This is a genomic window from Streptococcus sp. HMSC10A01 (assembly GCF_001807785.1).
GTDB lineage: Bacteria > Bacillota > Bacilli > Lactobacillales > Streptococcaceae > Streptococcus > Streptococcus gordonii.
In genome coordinates this window covers 234,361-250,710 of record NZ_KV790965.1, presented here as the reverse complement: position 1 = coordinate 250,710, position 16,350 = coordinate 234,361, and the positions used below count along the sequence as shown (strand labels likewise).

At 40.0% G+C, this 16,350-nt stretch carries 16 protein-coding genes; 2 read left to right on the top strand and 14 right to left on the bottom strand.

Annotated features, from left to right (window positions below; all coding sequences use genetic code 11):
- Nucleotides 1–44: 44 nt before the first annotated feature.
- The 4 genes from pyrE to HMPREF3108_RS02800 form a co-directional block, all read right to left on the bottom strand.
- Entirely contained in the window at nt 45–674 is a 630-nt protein-coding gene (gene pyrE, locus HMPREF3108_RS02815; RefSeq protein ID WP_070493233.1) for an orotate phosphoribosyltransferase, read from the bottom strand.
- Nucleotides 675–752: 78 nt separating this feature from the next.
- On the bottom strand, nt 753–1,445 hold the full coding sequence (gene pyrF, locus HMPREF3108_RS02810; RefSeq protein WP_061582895.1) for an orotidine-5'-phosphate decarboxylase: 693 nt from the start codon (nt 1,443–1,445) through the stop codon (nt 753–755).
- Between the two features lie 249 nt (nt 1,446–1,694).
- Complete coding sequence (locus HMPREF3108_RS02805) at nt 1,695–2,633, bottom strand: dihydroorotate dehydrogenase (protein ID WP_070493230.1); 939 nt, start codon at nt 2,631–2,633, stop codon at nt 1,695–1,697.
- Nucleotides 2,634–2,644: 11 nt separating this feature from the next.
- Nucleotides 2,645–3,556: a dihydroorotate dehydrogenase electron transfer subunit gene (locus tag HMPREF3108_RS02800; protein WP_176744509.1), complete on the bottom strand. Its 912-nt coding sequence runs from the start codon at nt 3,554–3,556 to the stop codon at nt 2,645–2,647.
- 82 nt (nt 3,557–3,638) lie between these two features.
- Here HMPREF3108_RS02800 and HMPREF3108_RS02795 point away from each other — a divergent pair, with 82 nt between their 5' ends.
- Nucleotides 3,639–4,547, top strand: coding sequence for a LysR family transcriptional regulator (locus HMPREF3108_RS02795; protein ID WP_012000652.1), 909 nt, complete (start codon nt 3,639–3,641; stop codon nt 4,545–4,547).
- A gap of 53 nt (nt 4,548–4,600) precedes the next feature.
- Here HMPREF3108_RS02795 and HMPREF3108_RS10445 read toward each other — a convergent pair whose 3' ends face one another.
- The 9 genes from HMPREF3108_RS10445 to rpiA all read right to left on the bottom strand — a co-directional run bounded on the left by HMPREF3108_RS10445 (nt 4,601) and on the right by rpiA (nt 13,591).
- Nucleotides 4,601–5,575, bottom strand: a complete 975-nt coding sequence (locus HMPREF3108_RS10445) for a hypothetical protein (RefSeq protein WP_052721552.1) — start codon at nt 5,573–5,575, stop codon at nt 4,601–4,603.
- Nucleotides 5,576–5,613: 38 nt separating this feature from the next.
- Nucleotides 5,614–6,633 (bottom strand): hypothetical protein, encoded by a 1,020-nt coding sequence (locus tag HMPREF3108_RS02785; RefSeq protein ID WP_045773342.1) that lies wholly within the window; start codon nt 6,631–6,633, stop codon nt 5,614–5,616.
- Between the two features lie 130 nt (nt 6,634–6,763).
- A complete protein-coding gene (locus HMPREF3108_RS02780) occupies nt 6,764–7,495 on the bottom strand; it encodes an NAD-dependent protein deacylase (RefSeq protein WP_070493226.1) in 732 nt (243 codons plus the stop codon).
- Between the two features lie 11 nt (nt 7,496–7,506).
- The gene (locus HMPREF3108_RS02775) at nt 7,507–8,268 is read right to left on the bottom strand and encodes a hypothetical protein (RefSeq protein ID WP_070493223.1); all 762 of its coding nucleotides are present in this window, start codon (nt 8,266–8,268) and stop codon (nt 7,507–7,509) included.
- Complete coding sequence (gene deoD, locus HMPREF3108_RS02770; protein WP_012000655.1) at nt 8,265–8,978, bottom strand: purine-nucleoside phosphorylase; 714 nt, start codon at nt 8,976–8,978, stop codon at nt 8,265–8,267. Before deoD ends, HMPREF3108_RS02775 begins: the two co-directional genes overlap by 4 nt.
- Nucleotides 8,979–9,576: 598 nt before the next feature.
- Nucleotides 9,577–10,563: a chloride channel protein gene (locus HMPREF3108_RS02765; protein ID WP_371106293.1), complete on the bottom strand. Its 987-nt coding sequence runs from the start codon at nt 10,561–10,563 to the stop codon at nt 9,577–9,579.
- Nucleotides 10,564–10,763: 200 nt separating this feature from the next.
- Nucleotides 10,764–11,573 (bottom strand): purine-nucleoside phosphorylase, encoded by an 810-nt coding sequence (locus HMPREF3108_RS02760; protein ID WP_070493220.1) that lies wholly within the window; start codon nt 11,571–11,573, stop codon nt 10,764–10,766.
- A gap of 116 nt (nt 11,574–11,689) precedes the next feature.
- A complete protein-coding gene (locus tag HMPREF3108_RS02755) occupies nt 11,690–12,901 on the bottom strand; it encodes a phosphopentomutase (protein WP_070493217.1) in 1,212 nt (403 codons plus the stop codon).
- Between the two features lie 12 nt (nt 12,902–12,913).
- Nucleotides 12,914–13,591, bottom strand: a complete 678-nt coding sequence (gene rpiA, locus HMPREF3108_RS02750) for a ribose-5-phosphate isomerase RpiA (RefSeq protein ID WP_070493214.1) — start codon at nt 13,589–13,591, stop codon at nt 12,914–12,916.
- A gap of 232 nt (nt 13,592–13,823) precedes the next feature.
- Between rpiA and mnmE the strand changes: the two genes are divergently transcribed.
- Nucleotides 13,824–15,197 (top strand): tRNA uridine-5-carboxymethylaminomethyl(34) synthesis GTPase MnmE, encoded by a 1,374-nt coding sequence (mnmE, locus tag HMPREF3108_RS02745; RefSeq protein ID WP_070493210.1) that lies wholly within the window; start codon nt 13,824–13,826, stop codon nt 15,195–15,197.
- 150 nt (nt 15,198–15,347) lie between these two features.
- Here the strand turns inward: mnmE and HMPREF3108_RS02740 are convergent, their stop codons facing one another.
- Nucleotides 15,348–15,917 carry a TlpA family protein disulfide reductase gene (locus HMPREF3108_RS02740; protein WP_008809212.1) on the bottom strand — a complete coding sequence of 190 codons (570 nt, stop codon included), beginning with the start codon at nt 15,915–15,917 and terminating at the stop codon, nt 15,348–15,350.
- Nucleotides 15,918–16,350 lie beyond the last annotated feature (433 nt).

Below are 16,350 nucleotides of genomic sequence, written 5' to 3'. Positions count from 1 at the left end.
TGTTTCGATATGAAATAACGTTTAAACTCAAGCAGAACAAAGTCTTACAGATGCCAATTTTCTTGATCTTCCTTAAAGCGTTTTAATAAGGCTAATCCTTCAGCATTGATATAGCCTTCTTGCTCAGCTAAGTGAATCAACTCTGTATAGTTTGATAAAGTCACCAATTTCACACCTGCATCATTAAAGTTCTTTTCTGCTTTTGGCAATTCATAGGTAAAGATAGCTGCTGCACCAATCACATCAGCACCTTCACGTTTAGCAGCAGCAATAGCATCTAAAACAGAACCGCCTGTCGAGATTAAGTCCTCAATGACAACCATCTTCTGCCCTGGCGCTACGCGTCCTTCAATTTGATTGCCTGCTCCGTGATCTTTTGGTTTGCTGCGAATGTAGGCAAATGGCAGGTTCATCTTATCAGCGATAATGGCTCCGTGGGGAATACCGGCTGTCGCAGTTCCAGCAATGACCTCTACATCTGGAAATTCTGCCCGAATCTTTTCGACAAAACCAACCTCAATCAAGGTCCGAGTCTCTGGATAAGCCAAGGTCACACGGTTGTCCGTATATATAGGTGACTTGATGCCTGATGCCCATGTAAAAGGCTCTTCTGGCTTCAAATACACTGCTTTGATTTTCAATAAATCACGTGCAATCTCTTTTGCTAAAGTCATTTTTTGCTCCTTATAAATTTGAATGTTTATGATGCTGTTAATTTCGAATAACGATTGAAACCGAATTTCTTGTTTTGCTTAGCTATTCCACTGTTTCTTAATCTCGTGGTAAGCATCCCAAGGATTTTCAGCTTGAATAATCGGACGTCCGACTACAATATAATCACTACCGATTTGATGGGCTTCCTGCGGGGTCATAACCCGTTTCTGGTCACCAATTTCTGCTCCAGCTGGTCGAATACCCGGCGTCACACAGAGAAAGTCTTTGGCTGTTGCTGCCTTAATTAGTTCAACTTCTTGAGCTGAACAAACTACACCATCCAAACCAGCTTCCTTAGCTTTACGCGCATAATTTACAACAGACTCCTGAACCGTTGTCTGGATGTTTTGACAATCACGCATATCTTCTTCACTGGTCGAGGTCAGCTGAGTCACTGCAACCAGTTTAGCCTTGTCTCCCAAAACTTTCTTAGCTTCGCTCATCATCTCCACACCGCCAGCCGCATGAACCGTCACCATGTCGATGCCAAAAGTTCCTAAGACAGACATAGCTGAGCGCACAGTATTGGGAATGTCGTGCAGTTTTAGATCTAAGAAAATGCTGTGTCCAAGCCCTTTCAAATAATGAACAATTTCTGGACCGATAGCATAGAAGAATTCCATACCGATTTTTACAAAAAGTTTTTCATCTTCTGGAAAATGCTCCAAAAAAGCTTTGACATCGTCAAAAGATGGAAAGTCAAGGGCGATAATAGGACGTTCTTCACGCATGTAGGGATAATCTCCTTTTTTGATTATTAGCTTTAAAGAACTCCGGCAGGTACTCCTGATGTTAACTCTATCTTCACGCTAGACTCGGAAATATAGAAAAAACCTTGCCTGAGAGCAAGGTTACACGAAAATGTGGCAGAATATGCCATTCAAACGTATGATCCTTAGTAGCCTCTCTGGACTTCTTTAAAGGTTATATTTAGTTCATTCTATAATTTCACAGCGGGATTGTCAAGTAAAAATATAACTTTAAAGCAAATTCTCTCGAACTTCTTTACGTAAGTTTTCAAGACTTTCGATACCGTACTGGTCCATAACCTTAGGCAGATCTTCAATGATGGTCGGACAGGCATAAGGATCCGTGAAATTGGCAGTGCCCACCCCAATGGCTGAGGCGCCCGCTATAAACATCTCCAGAGCAGCCTCCGCCGAATCAACTCCCCCCATACCAATGATAGGAAGTTTGCTTGCCTGCGCCACTTGACGGATCAGCTTGAGCGCTACCGGAAAGACAGCTGGACCCGACATACCGCCTGTGCCATTAGCGATAATAGGTTTGCGTGACTTCAAGTCAAATCGCATACCTACTAAGGTATTAATCATGGTTAATCCAGCAGCTCCAGCATCTTCAACAGCCTTGGCTATCTGAGTGATATCTGCCACACTCGGAGTCAATTTGACATAGACTGGTACAGTAGAGGTTTCTACTGCTGCCTTAGTTGCTTCGTAAGCCAACTCTGGAACTTGTCCAATCAAAAGTCCAGCATTTCCATGGTCAACATTAGGGCAAGAGATATTGAGCTCAATAGCCTTGACATTAGGAGCTTGAGATATTTTCCCAGCCACTGTTGCATACTCTTGATTGGAAAATCCCGCTACATTAGCGATGATTGGCAGGCCGGGATAATGTTTTTCCAGCCAGGGTAGTTTTTCAGTCAGTACAACTTCAACGCCAGGATTTTGCAAACCAATAGCATTAAGCATACCAGCTGGCGTTTCTGCCACCCGCGGTGTAGGATTACCAAAGCGGGGCTTCAAAGTCGTAGCCTTTATCATGATAGAACCCAGCAAGTCTAGGTCATAGTACTTGGCATATTCTTGTCCAAAGCCAAAGCAGCCAGATGCTGGAATAATTGGATTTTTTAGGTCCAAGCCTGGCAAGGAAACTCTTAAACGTTTATCACTCATTCTTACCCCTTCTAGACAATAATCGTGCCCGTTTCGAAGACCGGACCATCTTCACAAACCCGCTTATTGACTGACTCGTCCTGACCTGCCACATGAACGACGCAGGCATAGCAAGCGCCCATACCACAAGCCATGCGTGATTCCATTGAGAGATAAGCATGCGGATGGTCCTGAAACTTACGATTGACATACTGAAGCATAGCTGGCGCTCCACAGGAATAGACGGCTGCATAGTCTTGTATCAACTCATCCACAACTGCTGATACATATCCCTTGCGACCATAAGAACCATTATCCGTCGTGACAATGACATCAGCGTATTTTTTCATTTCTTCTTCCAAAATAACAGCAGATTTATCAGAAAATCCCATAACAGCTGTCACTCGAGCTCCCTTGGCATGCAATTCTTTAGCAACCTCAAGCAAGGGAGGAACGCCAATCCCACCACCGATAATCAAAGCGTGGTCACCTGCCCTTACAGGACTCAAATCAAAGCCATTGCCCTGAGGTCCCATAACATCAAGAAAAGACCCAACTGGAAGTTGAGAAAAAATAGCCGTCCCGCCACCTTCTATCCGATAAATGATACGACAAGTCAGATTATCTCTGTCAATCTCAGCAATTGAGATCGGCCGGCGCAAAAGTTTGCTGTCATCGGGTACCCGAATATGTAAAAACTGCCCAGCCTGCATCTGGCTGACCATTTGGCCATTTAGGATCATGGAAAAAATATTAGGTGCAATTTCTACTTGCTCCAAAAGCTCCATCTGCTCCAGCATAATCTTACCAAATCTCTTTTTGCAACTGTCACTAACCATGACAACCTCACTTTCTACAAGAAAAAACCTCGCCGCAGCAAGGTTTCGCAAAAAACAAGGCAGCCAACTGCCTCTTATATCGTTTTTCCTACCTTGCAGCCTCACTGGACTTGATTAAAGGTTTAAATTTATCATATTCTACAACTAAATAGATGTTTTGTCAATCCTATTATGATAAAATAGACCTATGAGAATTCAACAACTACACTATATTATCAAAATCGTCGAAACTGGTAGCATGAATGAAGCTGCCAAGCAACTATTTATTACCCAACCTAGTCTCTCTAATGCAGTACGAGACCTTGAAAACGAGATGGGGATTGATATTTTCATACGAAATCCTAAGGGAATCACTTTAACCAAAGACGGCATGGAATTTCTATCTTATGCTCGTCAGGTGGTTGAGCAAACACAACTTCTAGAGGAACGGTACAAGAACCCTGTCGCCCATCGCGAACTCTTCAGCGTATCTGCCCAACACTATGCTTTTGTAGTCAATGCTTTTGTCTCCCTCCTTAAGAAAAGTGATATGGAAAAATATGAGCTTTTCCTTCGGGAAACTCGGACTTGGGAAATCATTGACGACGTAAAAAACTTCCGTAGCGAAATCGGTGTTCTCTTCTTAAACGGGTATAACCGTGATGTTCTATCCAAAATGCTAGATGATAATCATCTGATTGCTACTCATCTCTTCACAGCTCAGCCCCATATCTTTGTCAGCAAGTCCAATCCTCTGGCTAAGAAAAAATTGGTTCAACTGTCAGATTTAGAAAATTTCCCTTATCTCAGCTATGACCAAGGAACTCACAATTCCTTCTACTTTTCTGAGGAGATCCTCTCCCAAGAACACCATAAAAAGTCTATCGTCGTCAGTGACCGAGCAACCCTCTTTAATCTCTTAATTGGCTTGGACGGATACACGATTGCTACTGGTATCCTCAACAGCAACCTCAATGGTGACAACATTGTCTCTATTCCACTTGATATCGATGATCCTATTGAGCTAGTCTACATCAAACATGAAAAAGCCAGCCTATCCAAGATGGGAGAACGCTTTATAGAATATCTGATTGAGGAAGTGAAGTTTGATAAGTAAGAAAACTTTATAAAAGAATAACTCCAAATTGCATACTGCAATCTGGAGTTATTTTACTTCTTATTAAGAATTTCAGTTACATATTGGTCCTTATTTTCATTTGTATAAGTTTTCGACCTAGACTGAACTCTAATTTCTTTTTTATTATCGCCTTTACTATCGATCACATAGGTTTCCGTTATTGTCGTTTTAAAGTTATCTCCAGTTGTACTAAGATTAATTGGTAAATTAGCAAATTGTTCAGAATAAAATAATTGATACGGATATTCATCAAGCTCAATATTTAACCTATTATTCAATAGACTATCATAACCACCATATATTCTGTTAGAGTTACGTATCCAATAATTCACCATACCATCAGATTGATAGTCATCAAAAAAATCTTGTCGTTCAGCTACTGAATGTGACTTATCTTGTAAAAAGTAAATTGGTTGAAAAAAATTAAATTCGGGTACAACTCCATATTCATAGTAAGTTTGTAGTTTGTGAGATTTTGGATTTTTTAACTGGAAACTAGTTACTACATATTGACCGTCTAAATTTTGGAATAATGTATCACCTTGATAAATCATCAAATAGTTTCTATATCCGCTACCATCACCTTGTTCAATCCCTGGGAAACGACGTGATAATTCATTAAACTGTCGATAATTAAAACTATCCGATTTAAACAGTGAACCACTATTTAAAGTGTCAAATAAAATATCCAACTTCGTTTTATCAGTGAATGATAAATGTAAAATGGTATGATCCCTATCAGATTTTAAATCTGTTCTGGTTGATTCTGTCCATTGACCATCAGAAGGTTTCTCTTCGTGTTTATCATGAATAAATTCGATATTAATATCCCGAATAGTCTTTTTAGGATTCTTTCTATAAGTAACTTTTAAATTATAAACTTTGTGATAGATGTGTTCTGAATCAAACCAATCCGGCCTGATATAGTAACGAAGACCAATATAGCCAATAAACAAACTAACTAAAGCAAGGAGGATAAATTTTCTCTCAAACTTCACCTTCTTCATACTCACCTCCTGGGAAATTAATTTCATAAAATGATAGCTTATTTTTTATTTTTATATCTTTTTGTTAAAGCATCATCATTGGATTTTACAAAAGTATCAAGATCGCCTAGAACTTCTTTGATGTATTCGTCTTTATTTTCTTCTGAATATAACTTGGTCGCCTTTCGTACTTTTACTTTACCATAACCATAATCCAGTAGTTGAGTCCTTGTAACAGAGATTTTAAATTTTGAACCCGTCAGTTTGACACTCACAGGAAGATTAGTTAAAGCATCGGAATAATACCATTTAGCATATAGAAAAGTAAAATCATGACTAAGCATTTTTCTAGGGATGTCAGAGCTCTTATCCCAATAACCAAGACTACTGGTGTTATAATCATCATAAAATTCTTGCAATCCGTCCTGATTCGCTCTTCTTTCAACTTTCAAATAAATCGGAAATATTGTTTTTCCTGGAGGATTTCCATACTCATAATAGGTCTGTAACTTACCTGTTTTAGGATTTTTGAGGTCAAAACGAGTTACATCGGATGCTTTTGGAATTTGGTATAATGTATCCCCAGTATATAGCATCCCAGAGAGAAAGACGAGCCTATAACCAGACATATATGCCTTATTTAAGCCTGGAAATCTTTGGGTCATGTCTAGAAAAAGTTTATCATCAATGTAAAATTTATCGCTAAAAGCTGGACCCGTTTCAGAAAATTTTTTTAGCGGAATCCAAACACTTGTCCCATCATCCAATTTAGCATTCAAAATGACCCTACTTTTATAATAGCGATCAGCATTTGTCAAAGTCATTTCTGACCAAGTTAGTCCCTCAGGAACTTCAGCCTCTTTCTCATAAATAAATTCTAGATTTATTTCTTTTATGGTTGACTGTCTAGCTTTTATCGAACTAGTTTGATAGTTATATACTTTGATGTATTGATTTTTGCTATCAAACAAGCCAGGAGCAACATAATATCGAAGCAAAATATAAAGTCCAATAGCAAAACAAACTAAAACTTTAATAGTAAGTGGAATTTTACGCTTCACTTTTTTTACCTTTTTCAACTCCTCACCTCCTGGGAAATTAATTTCATTATATCATAATCACCATCATTATTATAGACTTCTTAATGAGAGAACATTTAATCAAAAAACACCTGAAACAAGTGGATTTCCACTTCTTTCAGGTGTTCTTTTATTGTCTTAATTGAGAAAATACTTGGCCAATCTTCCCTTCAATGACCAGGTCCGCCTGACTGTCTTGAGGAATACTGGTCTTGTTGATGACGACCAGATGCTTTCCTGAAAAGTACTGGATGAGGCTGGCTGCAGGATAGACGACTAAGGAAGTGCCACCAATTATCAGCAGGTCCGCTTGATGGATAGCTTGAGCAGCCTGCTGAAAAACCTCCATATCTAGAGGTTCTTCATAAAGAGTCACATCTGGTTTGACAATGCCTCCACAGTCAAGACAGTGAGGAATTGTATCGTCCAGAGCCAGAAAACCATCCAAATCATAGAATCGCTGACAATTCAGACAGTAATTTCTATCCGCACTGCCATGAAGTTTAAGAACCTTTTTCGAACCAGCCAATTCATGCAAGCTATCGATATTTTGAGTCACAACAGCCTTGAGCTTGCCTTCCTTCTCCAAATCCGCCAAGTAGGCATGAGCTGCATTGGGCTTAGCATATGGATAGAGCAGGTACTTCTTGTAGAAGTCGAAAAATTCCAGCGGATAGCGCTCAAACATAGTGTGAGAAACTAGCTGCTCTGCTGTAAAATGCCGTCCTAGCTTGACACTGTATATCCCATCGGAACTTCGAAAGTCCGGAATATTAGACTCAGTCGAAACACCCGCACCACCGAAAAAGACTATATTTTGACTTTGGTCTATCAATTCTTGCAGCCTTACAATTTTATCCATCCTACTACTCCTTATAAGAGACTTTCTACGATCGCATTTGCTCGGTCAAAGTAAAAAGGCTCCCTCTGATAAACTATGCCTGTCTCCTGCGCCAAATCAACCAGAAGCTCCATAAAGTGCTGAGACGAGAAACCCGTCGTCCTGTGCAATTCTTCCTCATCAAAAGGCTTGATAAGGTGGGCAAGCGGATTACGGACTGATCTTTCCAACTCTCTTAGTTGCCCTGCCGATTTTTTGACAGATTCGGACAAATCCAACTGCAAAATCAGCTCCGTCAAACTAGAAGAATTAACCGTGCTTTCCGTATGGAAATTTTGCAAAATAGGATGATCAGAATTTCTCATCTTCTCAAACTTCCAACGGTCGTAACTGGCCTCTCTAGAATTATGAATATAGCTGTCAATATCCGGCAACTGCATGCGAATCAACCGCATAAAAACCCTATAAATGGCCGGACTAACAGCTCGAACAAAGTCAATCAATTGTTCATTTCTCAATTTTGCATCTAGGTCATAAAGGTAATTGGCCAGCTGCTCGTCTGCTTCATTTTCATGGCAAAAAAGCTGAAAATCAGCTGGATTCATTCCAGTGATTTCCAACTTTAGATTCATGATAGATTGGATGTTGAGCTCTCTTCGCTCTGCTAGTGCCCTAAGAAGGCGAAGCAAGTCAGAATGGGTAGACTTTCCTGCTCGCTCAGCCAGTTTAAGGGCATAAGCATAGTCATAGCGAGAAATCGCAAAGAGAATAGCTTCTTTAGCATCTACTTTCATGCTTCAGCAATCAAGGTTTCCAAACCAACCTTCATCATATCTGTGAAGGTATTTTGACGTTCTTCTGCAGTTGTATCCTCTTCTGGATTGACCAAGCTGTCAGAAATAGTCATAATAGCAAGAGCATCCACATGGTGTTGAGCCGCCAAGTAGTATAGAGCTGCTGCTTCCATTTCAACAGCTTTAACTCCCCATTTTCCAAGCTCGATATTCTTTTCAAAGTAGTTTGAATAAAAGACATCTGAGGACAAAACATTCCCAACATGGGTGGTCATACCGAGATCTTTAGCAATATGGTAAGCCTTGTCTAGTAAATCAAAGCTAGCAATTTGCGGAAAATCATACTGTGGCCAGTCATTACGAATGATATTTGAATTAGTTGCAGCTGCTTGCGCCAAAACCAATTCACGGACATGGACATCCTCATTCAAAGAACCCGCAGTTCCCACGCGGATTAATTTCTTCACTCCGTAGTCAACAATTAACTCACGCGCATAGATAGAAATCGAAGGCATTCCCATCCCAGTTCCCATGACAGATACACGGTGACCTTTATAAGTACCAGTGTAACCAAACATGTTACGCACTTCGTTAAAACAAACAGCATCTTCAAGGAAGTTCTCCGCAATAAATTTAGCACGAAGAGGATCCCCTGGAAGAAGAATTTTATCAGCAATTTCACCCTGCTGAGCAGCAATATGGATAGACATAATTTATGATACAAAGAGCGAGAAGAAAACGACTGAAAATTAGGAATCTGACGAGAAACCCTGATTTCTCAGTCAGATTATCTATTTTCCAAGTTTTCCGCTCGTGTTCAAATCAGAACACTTCACTCTACCTTTCTTTATTCTAAATGTGATAGTCAAAAAGATACCAAACCCGTCAAAAAGCGAAGGGAAAATAGGAGTTGGGTGCAGTGAGCGATGCTCGCTAGACCAACTATCTTTTTCCCACTGCTTTTAGGGTGGGTTCAATTCCTTTCTTTCTTAATTTTAATATTCCAAAGAAAGACTAGCACGGGTTCAATTCAAGCCCGAACTACCCTTCCTTTCTTTATAAATAATATTGGTTAGGCATTAAAGAGTTTCGGTAAAATGCTAAACCTTGACTTTATTATTTTGTTTAATTAATTATACCATAAGAAGACAGGAGTCATCTATCTTATATGGTAAATCAAACACTAGAAAAAATGGTCGACTCTCATCTACTTTCTGGCTTAACTAAATCTCGTCCCATCAAACGATCCAAAGAAATAAGATCTAGCGCTTGGGAAAGTCTATAAGCAAGTAGAGCTGTCACCAAGAGCTATGGCATTGATACTAAATCTTGACCAGTAAATGCAAAAACCAGTCCAGTCGCAGATAAAGGGGCCCTCAAGCTAACAGCCAAAAAGCAAACTGCCCCTAGAAGCATCATTGCATTATTTCCCTCTATTCCCATTACCATTGCTAAAACGAATCCTCCGCATATCCCCAATGCAAAAGAAGGTGTTAAGGTCCCTCCATATGCACCTGCCCAGAGAGTCAAAAAGACTAGCAAAGACTTTAGGATGAACAAAATAACAGCACTCCTAATCGATGTCCCTTTAAGTATTTCTTGAGCCATCATCCGACCATTTCCAAGTAAATGTGGCAAAAAATTTGCAAGAATTGCGATAAAGATGAAGGTCAAAGGAAGACTGAAAAAAATTCTCTGATCCTTAATTCTATAATTTATTGCTTTCTTAGTTAAGCAAGAAAATAAATAAGCCATAGGTGTTATGATGACGACTACCACTGGTAGCACCCAAACTAAATGCATGGACCATGATATGGCCGAAACGTGATAAAGAGGCTTACTAGAAATAACTAAACGAGCTGTAAAAGCTGCGACATAGGTCGCCATTCCAAGCAAAACAAAGCGTTTGATGGAAAAAAGCAAGCCCAAGGTTTCAAAGACAAAGAAAACACTGGTCAATGGAACCTGATAAACCGCTGCCAAACCTGCTCCAGCACCACTAGCAATCATAAATAGCCTATCGCTAGCTTTTAAACCGAAATAATTAGCTATCGGCCTTCCTAATAAAGCTCCAATCTCACGCGGTGCCCCTTCTTTCCCAACAGGAGCTCCACCACCAACTACAACAATTTGCCAAACAGAATGGAGCAACTGCTTAATGAAACGACCTTTTGACTCAAGAAATTGATCATCTTCTTTCATCTGACCTTTGATTGAAAGGAGTTTAGTCTTTCTTTGTAAGACAAACCAAATCAAAGCCGAAACAAGACCTATTAGAAGTAAATCAATTGTCATTCTAAGAGGAGAAACTCCATTTGTTAAAAAGGCAACATCGTGTTCTGAATGTCCAAAAACTAACTTCTCAATGATTTCTAAAAGATAATGAAGGAAAATACCCACTAAACCCGAAACTAGCCCTAGCAAAAAGATTGCCAGGACTAATCTTATGTTATAAGGGTATACCTGATGACATCTAACCGATTTTCTCAAAATAATTACAATTCAGCAAGAATCGCTTTAAGCAAGCCTTTGAAGTCGGCTTTGACACGTTCAGTTACTTCTACTACTTCTTCGTGATTGAGTTCTTCTTGGAAACCAGCCGCAAAGTTAGTAATACATGAAATACCAAGGACTTTCAAGCCAGAATGTGCTGCCACAATCACTTCAGGAACTGTAGACATGCCGACTGCATCTGCTCCCAAGGTCTTATAGGCACGGATTTCCGCTGGTGTTTCATAAGTTGGACCAGTTACACCGATATAGACACCTTCATCAAGCTTGATACCAAGTTTTTTAGCCACTTCATGGGCAGTAGCGCGGTATTCTGGTGTGTAGGCTTTTGACATATCAGGGAAACGTGGACCAAAGTCATCCAAGTTTTCACCGATCAATGGGTTCTGACCAGTCATGTTGATATGGTCACTAATAGCCATCAATGTACCAGGTCCAAATCCGATACCACCAGCAGCATTGGTTACAAGAACCCCTTCACATCCCAAAACTTTCATCACACGAACTGGGAAAGTGACAACTTCCAACGGATTTCCTTCGTAGAAGTGGAAACGGCCTTGAAGCGCCAATACTTTGCGACCCGCCAAGTCACCGTAGACTAATTTACCAGCGTGGCCAACGACAGTTGAACGACCCCAGTTTGGAATCTCAGCATAGTCCACCACTACTGCATTGTCGATTTCTTCAGCTAATTCTCCAAGACCTGATCCAAGGATCAAACCGAACTCAGGAGCTTCAACTCCTTTACCTTTCAAATAAGCAGCTGTTTCATTGATTTTTTCTAATAATGACATTAATATTCCTCACCTATCTATTGTTTTATAAAGCAATAAACTAATTCTCAAAGGTATTTCTATTGCCTACTACCCTATTATTATGATGCTATTTTGATTAGCTTAGTCCTATCTTCTTACACCAATTTATCTAAGAAACTTTCACCAATCATTGCCTTGTCCACTCCAAAGATCTCAGCAACAGTAGCTGAAATATCGGCAAAGTGTCCAACAGGGATATGACCATGACCGCTTAAAGATTTTCCAAAAATTAAGAGAGGGATATATTCACGAGTATGATCAGTACCAGCGTAGGTAGGGTCATTACCATGGTCAGCAGTAATCATGAGCAAGTCATCTTCACGCATATTTTCAATGATTTCAGGAATACGAGCATCAAACTCTTCCAAACAGTCGCGATAGCCATGTGGATTACGACGGTGACCATAAAGAGCATCAAAGTCTACTAAGTTAGTAAAGGAGAAGCCATGTTTGAAGTTTTCGTCCTTCAATGCTTTAACTAAATTATCTACCCCATGATTATTGGACTGATTGTGGCCCATGTCATGGTTGATTCCAGTTCCATTGAAGATGTCGTTGATCTTACCAACAGAGTATGTATCGATTCCCGCTTCATTTAGCTTATCAAGTACAGTTGGCTCGAATGGTGATACTGCGTAGTCGTGACGATTAGCAGTACGGGTGAAGTTTCCTGGTTCACCAACATATGGACGGGCAATGATACGTCCTAGAAGCGCAGGTCTATCCAAAGTAATTGAACGAGCATATTCACAAATGCGATAGAGTTCTTCCAATGGAATCACTTCTTCATGAGCAGCAATCTGCAATACTGGATCCGCAGAAGTATAGATAATTAGCTCGCCCGTTTCCATCTGACGAGGACCAAAGTCATCAATAACTGCTGTTCCTGAATATGGCTTATTAGCCTCACGAATAACTTTACGACCAGAGAACTCTTCAATCTTAGTAAGAATTTCTTCGGGGAAGCCATTCCAGAAAGTATCAAATGGTTCAGTAATATTTAGTCCCATGATTTCCCAGTGGCCAGTCATCGTGTCTTTTCCGAGTGATACTTCCTCAAGTTTAGTATAATAGCCACTTGGATTTGCTTCCTGAGGAACTGTCTTCAAAGGAACAGGACGCTCGATATTTCCCAGACCAATCTTAGCCATATTAGGAACGGTAAGTCCAACTGTTTTGGAAATATGTCCCAGAGTATCTGAAGCCCCATCTGGCACTCCAGCATTAACAAAGTTGTTAGCATCTGGTGCTGCACCAATACCAACTGAGTCCATAACTACTAAGTGAATACGATTAAATTTTGCCATAAGTTCCTCCTTTTATTTTTTAGCTTCTAAAACTTGAACACCAGATTTTCCTGCTACAATAACCTTATCTACCATTTGGTTAAAGAGACCGTGCTCAACTACACCAACGATATGGTCCAATTCACGAGCAAACTCGACAGGATTTTCAATCACACCCAAATCTAGGTCAATGATAAAATTCTTCATATCTGTAACAAAGCGTTGACCATCTTTCTGACGGAAGGCTGGTTTGTAACCTGCACGTTCAAAGCGACGGAAAACTTGCTCTGCACCATACTGGACAACTTCGACTGGAAGCTTAAATGCTCCTAGCTTCTCGACCAATTTACTCTCATCAACTACCCAAATGTAGCTTTTTGTCGGTGTTGCAACGACCTTCTCCATAAGGAGAGCGCCCCCACCACCTTTAATACCATTAAAGTTTGGATCAACCTCATCTGCCCCATCAACTGTCACATCAACTAAGTCAACTTCATCAATGGATTTGAGTGGAATTCCCAAACCTTCTGCTTGTTGGCTGGTTACACTTGAAGTTGTTACTGCAATAATTTGCAGGCCTTCTTCTTTTATACGACGGCCAATTTCTTCAACAAAATAATAAGCGGTCGAACCCGTTCCAAGTCCAACTACCATACCATCTGTCACGAACTCAGCAGCCTTAATCCCTGCCATCTTCTTTAGATTCTCCATTTTGACCTCCTTTGCATTTTTCAGGCTTTTGAACCGTAAAAAAAAGGTCCTTTGCCCAGCCAAAAGAATCAATCTATTTATAGTATAGCACTATTTTATAGAACATGAAAGCATTTTCCTAATTTCTAATAATTTTTTGAAAATTGCCATAGTTAAATCAAAATCTTGCCCCCCTTTCGTTTTTGCGTTACAATTAGGGTAATTGATTTTAAAACACAAGGAAAAATACAGTATGATTACCAGAGAATTTGATACAATCGCTGCGATTTCTACGCCTCTTGGCGAAGGGGCTATCGGTATTGTCAGGTTAAGCGGGACTGACAGCTTTGCTATTGCCCAAAAAATCTTCAAAGGAAAAGATTTGAGCAAGGTAGCTAGCCATACACTCAACTACGGCCATATTGTCGACCCTCAAAACCATGAAGTACTAGATGAAGTTATGGTCGGTGCTATGCGCTCACCCAAGACTTTTACACGCGAGGACATCATTGAAATAAACACTCACGGGGGAATTGCGGTTACTAATGAAATCCTGCAACTAGCTATTCGAGAAGGAGCTAGAATGGCAGAACCTGGTGAGTTTACCAAGCGGGCCTTTCTTAATGGTCGAGTGGATCTGACTCAAGCCGAGGCCGTTATGGACATCATCCGTGCCAAGACCGATAAAGCCATGAACAACGCTGTCAAACAGCTCGATGGCTCTCTTTCTAACCTCATTAACAACACCCGTCAGGAAATCCTCAACACACTGGCTCAGGTAGAGGTCAATATTGACTACCCTGAGTACGATGATGTGGAAGAAATGACGACACAGCTCATGCGAGAGAAAACAGCCGAGTTCGAGGAACTCCTGACATCTCTTCTCAATACTGCTCGACGTGGTAAGATTTTGCGCGAAGGCATTTCCACTGCTATCATCGGGCGCCCAAACGTTGGAAAATCAAGCCTGCTTAATAATCTTCTGCGCGAGGACAAGGCCATTGTGACAGATATTGCTGGAACTACTCGGGATGTGATTGAGGAGTATGTCAATATCAAGGGTGTACCGCTCAAGCTAATCGATACCGCAGGAATCCGGGAAACAGATGACCTTGTAGAACAGATTGGAGTTGAGCGTTCTAAAAAAGCTCTGCAGGAAGCCGACTTGGTCCTCTTAGTTCTCAACGCCAGCGAACCTTTGACAGATCAGGACAGACAATTGCTTGAAATCAGCCAAGATAGCAATCGTATCGTCCTACTTAACAAGACCGACCTGGAAGAAAAGATTGAACTGGAGCAACTACCAACTGATTCCATTAAAATTTCTGTCCTCCACAACCAAAATATCGATAAAATTGAAGAACGCATCAATCAGCTCTTCTTTGAAAATGCTGGTATCGTCGAACAAGACGCCACCTCCCTGTCTAACGCCCGCCATATCTCCTTAATTGAAAAAGCTCTGGAAAGCCTTCAAGCCGTCAACCAAGGATTGGAAATGGGTATGCCGGTAGACCTTCTCCAGGTTGATATGACCCGTACTTGGGAAATCCTCGGTGAAATCACTGGTGATGCTGCTCCAGACGAACTCATCACCCAACTCTTTAGCCAATTCTGCTTGGGTAAATAAGATTTCTATATAGGCATTAAACTCTATTTTAACAACACCTATCTATAATAAAATAAAAGGTATGAATCTTGTGTCCAACAAAGATTCATACCTTTTATTATTTATCGAAAGCTACTTAGAGAGTCTATTATAAGCTCTCCATTTAGTTCTTTATTTTAAAATCTCTTCTAGCTCTTTTTCGAGCGCTGCTTCGTCGTGAAAGTTTAGTATCACTTTTCTTACCTTTTGATTCTTATCTACTAGGTAAATTCCAGGAATTGATTGCACATGGAGGATATCCGCTGCTTTCTCACCTGCATCATAGTAATAGGGGAAGGTATAGCCTTTCTCACTGACATACTGATCCGCTTGTTCCTTTGTTTCCTTATGAAAATCAAGCATATCCAACATGACAAAATTTATTTTGTTTTTATACTTTTCGTAAACTTTTTGAATCTCCGGTAACTGTCGCTGACAATAAGGACACCAGCTAGCCCACTCTACTACCAGCATAGGCTTATCATAAAACTCTGAACTCTTCTTTAAAGCCCCTAGCTGATCTTCCATTTCAAACTCTGGCAATTGCTGACCTGTCAATACATGTTCTACAGCTGCACTTCCACTTGTCTGTGTAGAAGCTTTATCGTTCTTTTTAGTTCCAGAAAAATAAAGCATAGCAAAAACTGCCGCAACAATAACTCCTACAGTCAGAAAGGGCAACCACCATTTATCTTTTAACATTTTCTCACCTCATAATAATCCATCTCAAACTATTTAATAAATATAAGAGATTGCAATCTATACACGCTCATCAAATATTGTTCTAAACTATTGAAAATATTTTTGTATAACGCGCCAGTTGTAAAAATTATTATATCAGTTTCACAGTACTACATCAACAACTTTAACTTAAAAGATATACTATAGTATTGTAAAATTCATAACATCATTCTTTCGGCTAATTCATCCATTAAAAGACTTGATTTGTCAGAGTTTTCTCACTTATAACTTGGCTAGTCTATAGATATTGAGTACCATTCCCATTCTTCTCTCTATTTATTTCTAAAACTGACTTCCATCTTCGTATCCAACTTCTTAAAAGTATTTCGCTTTATAGCAACTTAAAACAACATTTCAACAAGATAAGAAATCATCAAAAATAAAAAAGAGGTTA